Annotated in this window: 15 protein-coding genes and 1 tRNA gene; 3 read left to right on the top strand and 13 right to left on the bottom strand. The window is 36.6% G+C overall.

Annotation, left to right across the window (positions count from 1 at the left end; genetic code table 11):
- Positions 1–97: 97 nt before the first annotated feature.
- The 3 genes from IEV15_RS03035 to IEV15_RS03025 all read right to left on the bottom strand — a co-directional run bounded on the left by IEV15_RS03035 (position 98) and on the right by IEV15_RS03025 (position 3,863).
- Positions 98–171 (bottom strand) — tRNA-Asn (locus tag IEV15_RS03035).
- A gap of 381 nt (positions 172–552) precedes the next feature.
- Entirely contained in the window at positions 553–1,875 is a 1,323-nt protein-coding gene (gene rseP, locus IEV15_RS03030) for an RIP metalloprotease RseP (RefSeq protein ID WP_188361030.1), read from the bottom strand.
- 77 nt (positions 1,876–1,952) lie between these two features.
- The gene (locus tag IEV15_RS03025; RefSeq protein ID WP_188361029.1) at positions 1,953–3,863 is read right to left on the bottom strand and encodes a M1 family metallopeptidase; all 1,911 of its coding nucleotides are present in this window, start codon (positions 3,861–3,863) and stop codon (positions 1,953–1,955) included.
- A 561-nt stretch (positions 3,864–4,424) separates the two neighbouring features.
- Here IEV15_RS03025 and IEV15_RS03020 point away from each other — a divergent pair.
- Both IEV15_RS03020 and IEV15_RS03015 read left to right on the top strand, forming a co-directional pair.
- The gene (locus IEV15_RS03020; protein WP_188361028.1) at positions 4,425–4,835 is read left to right on the top strand and encodes a hypothetical protein; all 411 of its coding nucleotides are present in this window, start codon (positions 4,425–4,427) and stop codon (positions 4,833–4,835) included.
- Positions 4,836–5,195: 360 nt separating this feature from the next.
- Complete coding sequence (locus tag IEV15_RS03015; RefSeq protein ID WP_188361027.1) at positions 5,196–5,441, top strand: hypothetical protein; 246 nt, start codon at positions 5,196–5,198, stop codon at positions 5,439–5,441.
- Between the two features lie 29 nt (positions 5,442–5,470).
- On the opposite strand, the gene IEV15_RS03010 is transcribed toward IEV15_RS03015, so the two are convergent.
- Together IEV15_RS03010 and IEV15_RS03005 are read right to left on the bottom strand one after the other, a co-directional pair.
- Positions 5,471–8,611, bottom strand: a complete 3,141-nt coding sequence (locus IEV15_RS03010) for a DUF3427 domain-containing protein (protein WP_188361026.1) — start codon at positions 8,609–8,611, stop codon at positions 5,471–5,473.
- The gene (locus IEV15_RS03005; RefSeq protein WP_188361025.1) at positions 8,608–8,994 is read right to left on the bottom strand and encodes a (deoxy)nucleoside triphosphate pyrophosphohydrolase; all 387 of its coding nucleotides are present in this window, start codon (positions 8,992–8,994) and stop codon (positions 8,608–8,610) included. The genes IEV15_RS03010 and IEV15_RS03005 overlap by 4 nt, the downstream gene beginning before the upstream one ends.
- A gap of 117 nt (positions 8,995–9,111) precedes the next feature.
- Between IEV15_RS03005 and IEV15_RS03000 the strand changes: the two genes are divergently transcribed.
- Complete coding sequence (locus IEV15_RS03000) at positions 9,112–9,282, top strand: hypothetical protein (RefSeq protein ID WP_188361024.1); 171 nt, start codon at positions 9,112–9,114, stop codon at positions 9,280–9,282.
- A gap of 35 nt (positions 9,283–9,317) precedes the next feature.
- On the opposite strand, the gene IEV15_RS02995 is transcribed toward IEV15_RS03000, so the two are convergent.
- From IEV15_RS02995 to IEV15_RS02960, 8 genes are all read right to left on the bottom strand, one after another.
- Positions 9,318–10,874, bottom strand: coding sequence for a T9SS type A sorting domain-containing protein (locus tag IEV15_RS02995; protein WP_188361023.1), 1,557 nt, complete (start codon positions 10,872–10,874; stop codon positions 9,318–9,320).
- A gap of 517 nt (positions 10,875–11,391) precedes the next feature.
- A complete protein-coding gene (locus IEV15_RS02990; protein ID WP_188361022.1) occupies positions 11,392–11,838 on the bottom strand; it encodes an SRPBCC family protein in 447 nt (148 codons plus the stop codon).
- Positions 11,839–11,918: 80 nt separating this feature from the next.
- A complete protein-coding gene (locus IEV15_RS02985) occupies positions 11,919–12,311 on the bottom strand; it encodes a DUF1801 domain-containing protein (RefSeq protein WP_188361021.1) in 393 nt (130 codons plus the stop codon).
- A 114-nt stretch (positions 12,312–12,425) separates the two neighbouring features.
- Entirely contained in the window at positions 12,426–12,866 is a 441-nt protein-coding gene (locus IEV15_RS02980; RefSeq protein ID WP_188361020.1) for an SRPBCC domain-containing protein, read from the bottom strand.
- 67 nt (positions 12,867–12,933) lie between these two features.
- A complete protein-coding gene (locus IEV15_RS02975) occupies positions 12,934–13,281 on the bottom strand; it encodes a nuclear transport factor 2 family protein (RefSeq protein WP_188361019.1) in 348 nt (115 codons plus the stop codon).
- 109 nt (positions 13,282–13,390) lie between these two features.
- A complete protein-coding gene (locus tag IEV15_RS02970) occupies positions 13,391–13,804 on the bottom strand; it encodes a VOC family protein (protein WP_188361018.1) in 414 nt (137 codons plus the stop codon).
- Positions 13,805–13,902: 98 nt separating this feature from the next.
- Complete coding sequence (locus IEV15_RS02965) at positions 13,903–14,274, bottom strand: MauE/DoxX family redox-associated membrane protein (protein ID WP_188361017.1); 372 nt, start codon at positions 14,272–14,274, stop codon at positions 13,903–13,905.
- A gap of 12 nt (positions 14,275–14,286) precedes the next feature.
- Positions 14,287–14,676: a VOC family protein gene (locus tag IEV15_RS02960; RefSeq protein ID WP_188361016.1), complete on the bottom strand. Its 390-nt coding sequence runs from the start codon at positions 14,674–14,676 to the stop codon at positions 14,287–14,289.
- Positions 14,677–14,764 lie beyond the last annotated feature (88 nt).

Here is a 14,764-nt window from a genome sequence, read left to right as displayed (position 1 = left end):
CTCGACCCATTTTGTAGGGACGGGTTTTAACCCGTCCACAACATACATGACAGCTAAATATAAAAAAAGCCCAACATTTTCATGTTAGGCTTTTAAGCTCCCCCTCTTGGGCTCGAACCAAGGACCCTCTGATTAACAGTCAGATGCTCTAACCAACTGAGCTAAGGAGGAATAACCGTATAGGTTACTATATTTTCAATCTTTCAATTTAATCTTTTATCCTTCTTTGCTCTAACCTTCCGATTCCTATCGGAAGAGCTAAGGAGGAATAACCGTATAGGTTACTATATTTTCAATCTTTCAATTTAATCTTTTATCCTACTTTGCTCTAACTTTCCGATTCCTATCGGAAGAGCTAAGGAGGAATAACCGTATAGGTTACTATATTTTCAATCTTTCAATTTATAACTTAAACTTCTTAGCTCGAACCAATCCCGATGGCTATCGGGAGAGCTAAGGAGGAAGGTGTATAACCTTTTTTGCGAGTGCAAATATAGAGCGAAAAATGTTTTATACAAATAAAATTCGCAAAAAGTTTGCAGTTTTTTTTATCTAGGTGCCTTTTATCAAATGCCAGATATCGTTACCAAATACTAAGGCCATCAAACTCAATAAGATAACCACACCAATCGTTTGTGCAATTTCCAATGTTTTTTCGGTTGGTTTTTTACGGGTAACCAACTCAATGATGATAAATACCGCATGACCTCCGTCTAATCCCGGAATTGGAAGGATATTTAAGAACGCCAACCACACCGAAAACATCGCTGTAAACGACCAGAAAAATGTCCAGTCCCAGGTTGGTTTGAATATCTTAAACATACGTAACGGTCCGCTTACTTCTTTGTAGGCTTCCGTTTTAGTATTGAAAATAATCTTGAATTGTTTTATTTGTCCCGTTAAGGTGTTAATCGTCTTAGTAAAACCGGCAGGGATCGATTCCATAACCGATACTTCTTTTGTCGTAAAAGCATCCTTAATTACCGATTGACCACTGTTAAAACCTAATTTAGCATCTGCTGTAGTTTTGGCTCTAAGTGTAAGAGGTTCGTTGTTTCTTAGTATTTCAATAGATACCGAATCGTTTTTGTATTGTGATAATTCAGCGGTAAACTCATCAAAATAAGCAACCGGTTTGCCATTAACACCTACTACCTTGTCCCCTTTTTGCATACCCGCTAAAGCAGCCGGCATACCTTGAACAACACTGTCAACCACCGTTTCCTCACGTGCATTCAAAAAGTTTTTCCCTTTGCGTTTAATCACATCGCGTTTGCCTTCATCAGACAAATCAAAGGTTAACTCTTTACCGTCACGTTCAATCGTAATGTTATCACCAAATAAAATAGCAATAGGCAATTGCTCAAATTTAGGCTGAACTTTTCCGTCTACTTTTAAAATCTTATCGCCGTTTTGTAATCCCAACAAATTCCCAACAGAATCTACCACAATACCGTGTTTGATCTTGGAATTGTCTACAAAATTATCACCGTGATTGATAAACAACATCGCATAAATAATCCAGGCCAAAAAGAAATTGACAATAACCCCACCTAAGATAATAATCAAACGTTGCCAAGCCGGTTTACTGCGGTATTCCCATGGTTGTGGCTCTTGTTTCAATTGCTCTTTATCCATGCTCTCATCAATCATACCGGCAATTTTCACATAACCACCCATCGGCAACCACCCAATTCCATATTCGGTATCACCAATTTTTTTCTTTACTAAAGAAAACCAAGGGTCAAAGAAAAGATAAAACTTTTCAATCTTCGTTTTAAAATATTTGGCTGGTATAAAATGTCCTAATTCGTGTAAAATAACTAAGAAGGACAAACACAATATCAATTGTGCTATTTGAATCAATGTTTCCATTTAATTGGGTTAAAATCTAAATTGCCGACAAAAATAAGGTTTTACTACTAATAGTGATGCGTTTATCTGCAACTGATTTACTTTTTTATCACTTTTTTATGAAATACACCCGCTGAAGTAGTGATTCTCACTTGATAAATACCTTCCGAAAGAGCAGCAATAGAAAACGATGGCGAAGTGGAAACACCCACCTGTTGCCCCAAAGTGGAATAAATCTCCATCTTCTCAAAAGAAATGGAAGCCGGTAAATCAATCGATAACAAATCTTTAGTCGGATTTGGATACAGCTCAATAAGTGCATCAATAGCTTCAAAAGGCAATCCCAAAGTAGCCGTATTGTTTTTAGAAATCAAATGACGTTGCGGGTCAAATTGGATGTCAGCTACTCCAAAAGGTACAGCCACAGTGAACAACTGACCGTTTTCAGTATGTTGTAAAACTACATCAAACTGTTCGGCATTAACGCCGATAAAGCGAATGGGAACCGGCATTTCAAAAAACGAAACCGACGGGTGCGATTGCGTTTGAAATAATTGCACCTGCATTTCTAAATTGCCCATATTTTGTGCCGTTACCGTGTAAGTGGGATAGCCTTGATTATACAGCCAATCCGAGAAAAACTCGGTTAAATTTTGTCCCGAAACAGTTTCTAAATGATATTGCAAATCGGTGGTAACCGCATAATCAAAAGCCAAATTAGGATCGGCCAAATAATTTCGTAAGGCTTGGAAAAAAGCAGTATCGCCCAATTTCCATCGCAACATGTGCAACACCATGGCTCCTTTGTTGTAACTCAAACGACTGCTGAAAATACGATTCACATTCGTTAAATCACTGTCTTGCAAATAGACATAACCGCCAAGTTGTGAGGTGATGTTGTTAATCAAACTGTTTTTCCAACTTACAAAATTGGGAGCTCCATCTAAATTTTCTATGACCAAACCGGACAAATAGGTGGCAAAACCTTCGTTCAACCAAATGTCTTTCCAAGTGCCACACGTAATTTTATTGCCAAACCATTGGTGAGCCAACTCATGAGCGATCAAACCGCGACTGAAATTCCCCATAAAGGAAACCGTAGTGTGTTCCATGCCGCCACCCCAACCAAATTGAGCGTGACCGTATTTTTCATCAGAAAACGGATAGGTTTCAAACAAGGTTTCAAACAAATCCATAATTGGAAGGGTTTGAGCCAAACTCGTTACAGCACTGTTATAACTCTCAGGATAAATATAATTGACAACCGGAAACTGATTGGGAGCTGTTCCGGCCGTTTGTGTAAAAATCTGATAATTGGTCACGGCTATGGCAACCAAATACGCCGGAATCGGATAATTGTGTTCAAAATGCGTGGTTTTGGTCAAACCGTTTACCACCTGACTTTGTTCTACACCATTGGAAACGGCTACATATTGTGATGGAGTAGTCAAATACACATCAATCGCTTCAATTTTATCATTCAAATCTTGCTTGCAAGGCCACCAATCTCTCGCACCATAAGGTTCCGACAACGTCCACAACACCGGTGTCCCGGAATGTGTTCCCGTAGCAAAAGCCTGCTGACCCGAAGGCGGCACACCCGCATAACTTACCGCAATGGAGTCTAACGTTCCGGCTACAATGGGCTGAGCTAACGTAACCACCAATTCATTATTGGCTTGTGTAAAAGCCAAAGAGGTGTTGCCTTTCATTACGGAACCAACAGTCAATTGATGAGCCAAATCTAACGTAATCGTACTCATGGCTTGCTTGGCCACAAAATGCGATGTCACATTCCCACTCACAAAATAAACCGCGGGATCTACGGTCAATTCCAACCGTTGATAAACCATATCATAATTTTGGGTATTGACATTCGCCACAAAATTCATAGTAGAAGAAGCCGATTTCATTTCCGCTTGAGCCAATTCCGCAAGTTCAGAGGGTGTCTCCTGCGAAAACAAAACACAAGTATAGAGTGATAGTAGAAGTAGTAGGTTTTTAGTCATTTGTAAAAAAATAAAATCAAATGTACTGAAAATTAAGCAACTCATTCAACACCTTGCAAAAATTTAAGAATCGTTTAAAGGTTTAAAAGAGTAAGGGTTTAAGAGTTTAAAAGTGGAGACGCTTAATTTACGAAAAGCCATGAATTTATACATCAGTTTAAAAATCCGCTTCACCTGTCCGTCGATAGGCTAATCCGCGTTCCACCCTTTGCGTCCCATCTCCAGATTTTTATCGGGATTGCGAGGAAAAAATCCGCCCCCATCCGCGTTGGCAAAGCCACCTGCGTCATCCGCGTTCCAAACTTTCCAACCCTTGAGATAAATAAACCCAAAAAAAGTGAAGCGTCTCTGCGTAAACCTTTATCAACTTTGCAGTAAAAAAATCCGCCACCATCCGTGTTGGCGAAGCCATCTGTCCCGATAACTATCGGGATCCGCGTTCCAACCTTCGCGTTAATGCGAGAAAAACCAACCCTCAGAATCTTAAATAAAACCCAATAACCCCACCCCATCATTTATTCTCCGTAAATTTAAATCCTAAACCCATTATCAACACTAAACATGAACCTAAAAAAAAGAATAGGCATTTGGATGGATTACACCAGTGCCCAAATTTACGAAAACGCCACCGGCGAATTTCTCCTCACCTCTATGGAGTCCAACTTCTACCTACCAATTAAGAAAAAAGGAGAAGCAAGCAGCGAAAGCCCCATTCACAACGAAGAAAACCAAACCGACCAAGCCTTCTACAATGATTTACTGGTACTGGTTAAAGGCTATGAAGAAGCCCTACTTTTTGGCCCAACCCAAGCCAAAACCGCCTTGTTTGACCTCATCAAAGCCAACCCCGAATGCAACAACCTTTACATCCAAACCCTCGAAGCCGATAAAATGACTACCGAACAAATGAAAGCCTTCGTAAAAACACATTTTAAAATTCCGCTGAAGACAGATAAGCCGATTGCGTATTAAACAAATACACCCTATAAACCCAAACGAAAGTTGGGTTTTTTTTGGCACTGTTGTGAAGTAGTATATCATCAGACGCAGGCGTGTCCGTCGAGGCGTGAGGACTCGAGCGACAGCGAACCGGCGAAGCAATCCCATAATCCAAGTCACCCCCCGTTATGTCATTCCGCAAGATGTCGAAGACGAAATAGGAACCTCCTTCATAGTTTGTTTACAAACGAGGAAGGAACAAACTTCTCCTCAATTATTCCAAAATGGAATACCAAATACTAATTCCGAATGTTTCAAAATAATTACAAAAGCATACAATTGTAGGCTGCTACTAAAAATTGGAATGCATAATTTTGAATAAACACAATTATTATGAAACCAAAATTAAAATATTCATCTACAGAATACTGGGATTTTATCGAAAAATATTATCCTCTTTATTACAGTTGCGACAATGTTTTAATGAGTGATATTCTGAGCCGAAAACTCCACGGTTATCCTATTTGCCCCGAAGACGAAGCTTACATTGAAGGTTGGAACTACAAAGAAGAACTCATCAAAATTGAAACGGAATTGTTTCAAATTGCTTTGGAGAATTATTTTGAGTTGGTTTATTAATTAAAAAATGAATACCCTTCAGACATAAACTACCCCACAGATAGTTTGGCAGAAGCTTTCCACAAATAATTGGGCATAGGTTCTTTGAGTTCCCATTTAATATTCATTGGTTTTGCTCCTTCACTTTCAATAAAATGGGCTTCTCCAATAAAGACATAACCCATAGTATTTCCATTTTCATCACTCGATTTCTCTCTAACAAATAGTAATACTTTTTTATTATTTTCTTTGTGTTTTATATAAGACAATCCTTTTCCTATTTCTGGTCTTGATGAGTTTTGACTTTGCCAATGAAACAAAGTTTCACTAATCGCATAATCATCATACATTGTTGTAGGAGAAAAATCTTCTTCTGATTTTATTAAATTGATAAAAAGTAATTCTGTATTTATATTTTCTATCTCTAAAACTCCTTCTCTGCTTGGCCATTTTTTTTCAAAAGTAGTTTTCCCAAATGCTGCAGTAATTTGATCTCTTGTATATCTAGCGTGAACTTTCAATGGTTGTTTATATGGTAATTTAATATCAATTTCTTTAAAGTCAACTCTATCTAAAAATATTTCTAATACTTCAATTATTTCTTTTACTAAAACTTTGTTCTTTCCTATTGCTTTAATACTTTCTTCTAATGATTTGAACAAACCATGATTTTGCCAAATATCATAATAAAGCATTAATAACATTGCTCTTCCATTCTCATCGAAATCATTCAAATTAACATCAAATCCTTTCTTAGCCAGATTAAGAATAAAATTGAAATAACTAGTAGAATTTGTAGAAAGCCATTTATTACTTATGGCAGAAAAAATTTGCTTTTCATTACTACTATCAAAATCATCAATTAAACCTGCTCTTTGACATAGTCTCGACCAACTATCTTTTTTATAAATTGTCTCTATCGAAATATGATTAAATTCTAAGAAATTCTTCAAAGTCAATGGCATATTTGTTTGATGTGGAAAATTCCTTATTTTAGCAATAAGTTGATTTACATTTAATAATGTTGCTTTTCTTATATTCTCTAAAATTGTTTCTTTAGCTTTTTTCTCTAAAACTATCGAACATCCTAATGGTAAATGTGGAAAATCATCTTCTATTTCTTTTAAAACTGAAGTAGTTGTTTTACCAATAAGTGCTCTAAACTTGCTTTCAAAATCATATTCAGGTCTAGAATTCCCTACAAAATCTAGAACTGTCAAACAATCTTTTCCTTCAGCTAAACGCAAACCACGACCCAATTGCTGTAGAAAAATAGTCAAACTTTCAGTAGGTCTCAAAAACAATACAGTATCTATTTCCTGTATATCAACACCTTCATTGAAAATATCAACTACGAATAGGTAATTGAATTCTTTTTTTCTAAATTTCTCTCTTATTACATCTCGTTCTTTAGAGTTTTTGGCGGTTAAACATTCTGCTTTTAAACCTGCTAGATTGAACTTTTCAGTCATAAAAGAAGCATGCTCAATAGTCACACAAAAACCAATGGCACGTACATCATTTAAATTATTAGTATACTTATCCAGATTAGAAATTATTTGACCAACACGAATATCATTTTTTGTATATAAACTTGTTAATTCACTTGCAACATACTTTCCTTTTTCCCATTTAACATTAGTCAAATCTATACTGTCTGTTATACCAAAATATTGAAAAGGACTTAATAATTTTTTATTTAATGCTTCCGGAAGTCTAATCTCAGCAGCAATACGATTACAAAAGTCTTCAAGAATATTTTCATTGTCCATTCTCTCTGGAGTAGCAGTTAACCCTAATAACACTTTTGGTTGAAAATAATTTAAAAATGGTCTATAACTAGATGCTGGTCCATGATGTGCTTCATCTAAAATAATAAAATCAAAAAAATTTGGAGAAAGTTTTAAATCTTTTAATCTGTTATTTAATGTTTGTACTGATACAAAAAGATACTCGTAAGATTTTGGCTCAATTCCATCAACCCATAAGTCGCCAAAATTATTATCTTTTAAAACACCTTGAAAAGTTGCTTTTGCTTGAATCAAAATTTCTTTTCTATGTGCAACAAAAAGCAACTTTGAAGATTTATTAATGTTTCTAAAATTTTTATAATCAAAAGCAGAAATAACTGTTTTTCCAGTTCCCGTAGCTGCTACTAAAAGATTTCTATACCTGTTATGAACTGTTCTTTCAACTTCTAATTTTTCAAGTATTTCACTTTGATAATGAAATGGTTTGATGTCAAAAAAAGTTGTCGCAAAAGTATATTCCTTTGAAAATTTTCCTTGCTTTAAAGCTTCCACTAATTTTACGGAATGAATGTTTTTATCATATAATTCAAATTCAGAATTTTGCCAGTAAGCTTCAAATGTTTTTTTGAATTTATCGATAATATGGGCCACTTCCTTAGTAGTTATTTTTAAATTCCATTCTAATCCATCAGTTAACGCAGAACGAGAAAAGTTTGACGAACCAATATAACCTGTATGAAAGCCTGTTTTTCGTTGAAATAAATAAGCCTTAGCATGTAATCTTTCATTTCCAGTATTATAGGAAACCTTAACTTCAGTATTTTTTAAAGTGGATAAAAAATCAACTGCCTTTGCATCAGTTGCTCCAATGTAAGTAGTTGTAATGACTCTAAGTTTACCTCCACGATTAGTGAATTCTAATAATTCACGTTCTAAAATTCTAATTCCTTTCCATTTTATGAAAGAAACCAGTAAATCTATTTCATCTGAGGACAAAATTTCTTTTCTTAACTCACTTTCTAAAGTTGTACCAGAATTTCCTCCCGTAAAAAGCTCACTATGTATTAATCTAGTGTAAGGTGTGATTTCTCTTAAATGTAAATCTAAATCTGTAAAGTGATTGTCGACTTTTGTGAAAACTGCTTTTAATATTTTACCCTCCGTCTCAATTAAATCATCTTCAAACTCTTCTTTATTAAGCTCTTCCTTCAGAAATAAAATGATTTTATTGGCAATTTCAATTTGAGTTTCTAATGTATCCTCTCCTTTAATCAGTGAAAAAGCATGCTTTATAGTTTTTCCAATATGTTGAGATAATAATTGAGCTGCCTCTGCTTTATCTATCGTAGTCTTTTTAACTTGAAACTTGTCTTTGTCTAACTCATTAATTTTATAAGCCACTAGTTTTGTCACTAGTTCTTCATATAATCCTTGATTCATAATTCAAATTTTAAAAATTCCTCAACTATCGGTAAATCAGCTTCTGCCCAATCAAGATTTAATAATTCTTTCTTTTCCAATAAAATATAGTCTTTATGTTCTGTCAAATTAACTTCTCCATTAAGATGATAAGCTACAAAAGGAATTAAATTAATCTTAAAAGTTCCGTAATCATGAATATTGCTTGTAAGCTTTTTTACGATTTCAATATCCAAATTTATTTCTTCCTTTATCTCTCTTTTTATACATTCAATTTCACTTTCTCCTTCTTCTAACTTCCCTCCAGGAAATTCCCATTTCAAGGGCAGCTTCATTTTCTCACTTCGTTGAGTAACAAGAATTTTATTATCAAAAACAATGATAGCACAAGTAACATTTAGCATGATATTTTTAGAATAAAAAAAGATTTCTCGTAAATTTAGTCGAAAAAAAAATGTTGACACCAAAAGAGGAAAAAATTTATATTAAAATTTATAAATCTTAAATTAAATTCAAAAACAATGATTCCCCACAAAAAATGCTCTTGCCATGAAGACTATTGGGAAGAAATAGTTGTTAAAAACGATGACTATTTCCCAAACAAGACAGTGATTTATTACCACTGCGACAATTGTAGTGAAGATTTCAAAATAGAAGATTTTGAAACAGGGGAAGAGCTCTTTATTTTATAATTTGTTCTGAAAACTGACAACCGACAACAGAATACCTACCTCACCACCTTCACCCTCTTAACCCCAATTTCCGTCTCAACCTCCACCACATAAACCCCATTCGCCACCCCACTAAAATCAACTTGATTCCCAAATTGCGGAAGTGACATCCGTTGCCCATTTAACGAAAAAACCGTTATCCCCACAATGGTTTGCGATGTTTCAACCGTCAATACATCCATCACAGGATTGGGATAAATGCGTACGCTAGTAGTTTCCGAATCGGGAAGGGACAAAGTAATCGGTGAAATTTTAGCCAAAAACGGATTGTACCCAAAGGAATCCGCATTGGTATGAGTGTACCATCCTAGCGTGGCGTTGCCTTGCATTTTTCCGGTAAGCAAAACCGTGTCAGTCGAGGTGGTGGCAATACTATTGCCATAATCGTTTTGAGCACCTCCTGCCGTAAAGGCAAAAATAAGAGCCCCGTTATCCAAATAACGCAACAACAAAATTTGTCGGTTTGAAAAGGTTCCCGTGTTGGTGGTCACTTGCTCATTCCATTGCGTGATGCCGCCAGACAAAGTTCCGGTAAGGTAAACACTTCCAAAAGCATCCAATTGTAAAAAATTATGGTGGCCTACTTCAACGGAACCGGCTCCGGGAACTTCTCTTGCCCATACATATTCACCGAGAGCATTCAGTTTGGCCAAGAAAAAATCAGAGCCTCCTGTTGTGGGACCTTCTAGTTGAATAGTGCCCAATTGTACGGGTAAAAACAGCTCCGCAGCCCAATACACATTTCCATCAGTAGCAACTTGCACCATCGGTGTCGTACAGGTAATGTCTTGCACATACTTAATCCACTGAAAAACACCTGCCGCATTGTATTTCACCAAGTAAACGGTATAATCAAAATTGGTGGGTTGTAACACCCCTGCGTAAACGGAATTAATATTCGCACACGAACCCGTAGCATATATATTGCCGGCGGCATCAACAGCCAAAGAAGTCAAACGATTCACATTTTGTTGTACAATCAACTGCAAGGAAACCCCGGCAGGACTCAACTTTTCAATGTGACACGTACCGTAATTGTCATAACCTAAATAGATGTTGTCTAACACATCAAAAGCAATGGCTTTAAACGTGTTGACCCCCACAACAGGCATAGTCAACACTTTATGCCACAACAAATCCCCTGTCGGACTGATTTTAAGCAACACATGTTGTGGTAAACCTGTTGCGTTGGGAATCGTGGTTGTTTCATAGGTCAGCGTATTCAAATGTTCAACGGCCAGTAACATATTGCCTTGGGAATCGCTTTGCATTTGATGTACAACAGCTCTTTCGCTAATGGTTTTGGAGAACAGCAGTGTTCCTGAGGTAGTGTATTTTTGATATAACAAATTCCCAAAAAGTTCGGTATAGGAATACGGATTGTCTTTATATCCCGCAAAATAAGCATTGCCAAACGCATCCGTAGCACAAATATAACCCGAAGGAACCGGAGTGGTTATTGCAATGGCCGGAGTAGCCACCCATTCCACCGATTGTGCTATAACAAAATGAAAAGAAAACAGTAAAAATATGACGTGTAGTTTTTTAAGCATTGGTCTTCAGGTTAGTAGTTGATAAAGATAAGATGAAAAAAGGATAAAAAGGTTGCTTTTTGGAAAGATAAACTTTTAGGTTTTAAACTTTTAAACCCTTAAACTTTTAAACTAACTTATTTTCCTTAATGAAAAAAAGCGAAGCGTCTTAATTCCTTAATGTTAAAAAAAATTGAGCTATTATTTCTCCAATTTTTTAAATCCGTGTTCAAACCCCTTAAACTTTTAAACTCTTAAACCCTTAAACTCTTAAACCCTTAAACCCTTAAACTAACTTATTTCCCTTAATGAAAAAAAAGCGAAGCGTCTTATTTCCCTAATGTTAAAAAAAATTGAGCTATTATTTCTCCAATTTTTTAAATCCGTGTTCAAACCCCTTAAACTCTTAAACCCTTAAACTCTTAAACTAACTTATTTCCCTTAATGAAAAAAAGCGAAGCGTCTTAATTTCTTAATGTTTTAAAAAAAACTTCGCGTCCTTCGCGTAAAACTTTGCGTCCTTTGCGGTTAAAAAACCCTACTCACACAAACCCTTCAAAATACCTAACGCCCTAGGCCAAGTTTCATTGAAATAATCAGCATAATCCTCACTAGTATCGGTTTCCACTGAAACGGTAGTAACACCATTGGCCTCTGAAAACGAATAATTTTCCAAAGCTCCTTTCCAACTTTCAACCATTGGTCCTTCGGTTATTTCGGTAGCACCATCCAACATGCCCAAATGTTCAATCGAGAGGAATTGATTGGGAATATTTTCGGCTATTCGGGACACCATCCCTCCTTTTTTCCCATCTTCACCAAATCCGATGAAATAGATTTTGTCGCCTTTGTTCCAACCCCCTTCAAAAGTAGACGACGGATTAAATGCAGCCGTCCATTGTTCATAAGTTGGTTTGGAAAGCATGATTTCAAAAACCTTGTCCGCTTTTGCATGGATTGCTATAGAATAATTTAATTTTTTCATGATGTTTTATTTTTATGTGCTGAGGTGCTAAGTCTGCAAAGCCTTAGTGCCTTAGTACCTTAGAACCTTTCTAAAGTACCTCAAAGCCTTTCTAACTTTCCTTTCCTCTTCACAATATTCTTATAATCCCACTGAATGGTTTCCGATTTTTGGAGCCAACGTTTCAAATCATCCGCATTGATTTCGGAAGCTGAAGTATAAAAAATGGAGGCATCTTTGAACTTTTCGCCTCTAACTTTCAAAGCGGTTTCTTCAAAATCGGCACCACTCCAAAACATTAACCGCATGCCCGGCTTTTGCTTACTAAAACCCACAATCGGATTTCCGTCGATAAACCAAACGGGATGTGCATGCCAAATTTTACTTTCGGTAAACGATAAATTGGCATCAATAAGTGCCGTTAGTTGTTGCCCAATCTCCTGATCACTTACTGTTGAAAGTTGATCAATGTAATGTTGAATCGTGTCATTCATAATTAATTTTTTAAAACCTTAGAACCTCAGAACCTTAGAACCTTAGTACCTCAGAACCTTAGTACCTCAGAACCTTAGACCCTTAGTACCTTAGTACCTCAGAACCTTATTACCTCAGCCCCTTTTCATAAACTCAAAAGCCCCCTTTCTCAAATTGATATCATATTCCGAAAAAGCCTTCAAACACGCAAGAAAATTGGCCCAGCCTTCCGTGTTACCGCCATACCATTTGATGCCTTTTTCGTTGTTTTCTTTGCCGTCTTCTGTTACATGAACTAGCGTACTTTTGTCCGCTTGTTCCGTTAATTGAATAGTCACAACCATATCCGTATCCCAAACAAACACAATTTTCTGATTTGGAACAACGGCAGTGACAGTTATCGGACATTGTTCCTCAAATTCAGGAAAGGTCCAAAGGAGTTCGGCCTTTTCTTCCATACGACCGGTACTGCTGCCTATAAAATACTGCGTCATTTTTTCGGGAGTAACGATATTTTCAAAAACTGTTGCAATGGGTTTTTGAATTTGAATTTTAGCTTGGATGATGAGTTTCATGTTTTTTATTGTTTTTGCTACCAATACACGAATTTAAGTTTTCATTCGTGCATTCGTGGTACTTTATTTATTTTTTTGTAATGCAATACGACGTAATGCTTTGCAACTGATTCGCTTCATTAAATTCGTATAAGTCACAAGCCCAAACAAACGCTTTCGGTTTTTGATTGATGTGAAACGCCGCTGTTCCGTTGATGGCCACATTCCGACCATCAACAAGACAATGTAAAGTCTCAAACTGCGTGGTTACCGAATTGAAATACGCTTCCACTTGCAAACACTGCTGCATCACGGCTTCTTTTCCGAGAAATTCACTTTCACCCACCACTTGCCATACAATAGTATCAGCAAGATAAGGAAAAACAGTTTGAAAATCCCCGTTTGAAAAGGCTTGTGCTATACTTTTTATAGTCATTTTATGATTATCAAAATCCTTAAACAATTTAAACCCAAACCGTCAATCATAACATAAATCACAATTTCATACACTACTGTCAGTCTGAGCCTGTCGAAGACCCCAAAAACTAACCACTATAATTAACCATCCAACACACCCCAAATTTATCCACAAACGAACCAAAATAATCACCCCAAAACATATCGTCCATGGGCATTTCTACTTTTCCGCCGGCAGACAATCCGTTGAACAATCGATCGGCTTCATCACGACTGTCGGGTGTAATGGAAATATAATTGTTGTTGCCAACCTTGAGCACATGTCCTGCACTGGGCAAACAATCCGAAGCCATCAAATATTGCCCTTTTCCGATAGGAAGTGCCACATGCATCGCTCTGTTTTTTTCATGCTCCGGTAAGTTTTCTCCTCCTGGAGCATCACTCATTTTGGAAACGGTTAAGTCACCGCCAAAAACCGTTTGATAAAATCGGAAAGCTTCTTCAGCATTTCCATCGAAATTTAAGTAGGGATTTAGTGTCATGTCTGTTGTCTGTTTTCTGTTTTCTGTTGTCAAGTATCAGTTATCGGTTAGTTGTTTGAATTTTTTCTTGGTAGTAAACCTATTATTACCAATCACCATTAAGCAAATAACCCGTTAATTTTCTCTTTATTTTCATACAACACCCAAAGGTTGATGAGGAAAAACACACCTGCAATCACCAATCCTTCCGGCATATAAACGGCATTGTGAAGCATGATTCCCACCATAACCGGAAAAATTAGTAAAGCCCCCAACAATCGTGTTTTTGGAAAGAGAAATAATAATCCTGCAATGAGTTCCACAGCTCCAACTAGTGGTAGTAACCATAGGATGGAACCAAATGCCTCGCCTACTTTCATTACTTCCGGTTCCAATTCCGGAACAGGCATGTAATGTAAAAACTTGTCTAAACCGGCATTGATAAACATCAATCCGAATAATGTGAATAAAATTAATTTTGCAATTTTCATCGAAACTATAAATTATTGCATGGAATACAATCCAAACGTATTATTTTCTGTATCAAGACAAATACTGATAAAACCATGCTCACCAATGGACATTTTAGGACAATGTACCGTTCCGCCCGCATTCGCTACACGACTTTCTTCTACGCTACAATCTTCGCATGGGAAATAAACAATGGTTGAGGTATTGCCGGGGTTGTTAGTTCGGGTTTCTTTCATTTGCACCAAAGCACCACTTACCCCTTGGTTTTCAGGAGATGAAAAACAAGCCATTTTAAATTCGTCACTCCCGTCAGGGGACGGTAAATCATGAAATTTTGTACCTAATACGGCAGTATAAAACCGCTTTGCCCGTTCAAGATCATCCACATAAATCTCAAACCAGCAGATTGAATTTGTGTTCATTACTTTATATTTATTGGTTAGTCATACAAATATAACAGCAAAAAAGGGAACCCTACTTGCCCTATGACAAGAAATCACTTTACTTCAA

This window comes from Flavobacterium orientale, from assembly GCF_014638005.1.
Lineage (GTDB): Bacteria > Bacteroidota > Bacteroidia > Flavobacteriales > Flavobacteriaceae > Flavobacterium > Flavobacterium orientale.
This window is presented reverse-complemented; position numbering and strand designations above follow the sequence as displayed.

Coding starts and splice junctions, on each gene's coding strand:
- rseP (WP_188361030.1), bottom strand. CDS start 1,875: ATGGAAACATTGATTCAAATAGCACAATTGATATTGTGTTTGTCCTTC.
- IEV15_RS03025 (WP_188361029.1), bottom strand. CDS start 3,863: ATGACTAAAAACCTACTACTTCTACTATCACTCTATACTTGTGTTTTG.
- IEV15_RS03020 (WP_188361028.1), top strand. CDS start 4,425: ATGAACCTAAAAAAAAGAATAGGCATTTGGATGGATTACACCAGTGCC.
- IEV15_RS03015 (WP_188361027.1), top strand. CDS start 5,196: ATGAAACCAAAATTAAAATATTCATCTACAGAATACTGGGATTTTATC.
- IEV15_RS03010 (WP_188361026.1), bottom strand. CDS start 8,611: ATGAATCAAGGATTATATGAAGAACTAGTGACAAAACTAGTGGCTTAT.
- IEV15_RS03005 (WP_188361025.1), bottom strand. CDS start 8,994: ATGCTAAATGTTACTTGTGCTATCATTGTTTTTGATAATAAAATTCTT.
- IEV15_RS03000 (WP_188361024.1), top strand. CDS start 9,112: ATGATTCCCCACAAAAAATGCTCTTGCCATGAAGACTATTGGGAAGAA.
- IEV15_RS02995 (WP_188361023.1), bottom strand. CDS start 10,874: ATGCTTAAAAAACTACACGTCATATTTTTACTGTTTTCTTTTCATTTT.
- IEV15_RS02990 (WP_188361022.1), bottom strand. CDS start 11,838: ATGAAAAAATTAAATTATTCTATAGCAATCCATGCAAAAGCGGACAAG.
- IEV15_RS02985 (WP_188361021.1), bottom strand. CDS start 12,311: ATGAATGACACGATTCAACATTACATTGATCAACTTTCAACAGTAAGT.
- IEV15_RS02980 (WP_188361020.1), bottom strand. CDS start 12,866: ATGAAACTCATCATCCAAGCTAAAATTCAAATTCAAAAACCCATTGCA.
- IEV15_RS02975 (WP_188361019.1), bottom strand. CDS start 13,281: ATGACTATAAAAAGTATAGCACAAGCCTTTTCAAACGGGGATTTTCAA.
- IEV15_RS02970 (WP_188361018.1), bottom strand. CDS start 13,804: ATGACACTAAATCCCTACTTAAATTTCGATGGAAATGCTGAAGAAGCT.
- IEV15_RS02965 (WP_188361017.1), bottom strand. CDS start 14,274: ATGAAAATTGCAAAATTAATTTTATTCACATTATTCGGATTGATGTTT.
- IEV15_RS02960 (WP_188361016.1), bottom strand. CDS start 14,676: ATGAACACAAATTCAATCTGCTGGTTTGAGATTTATGTGGATGATCTT.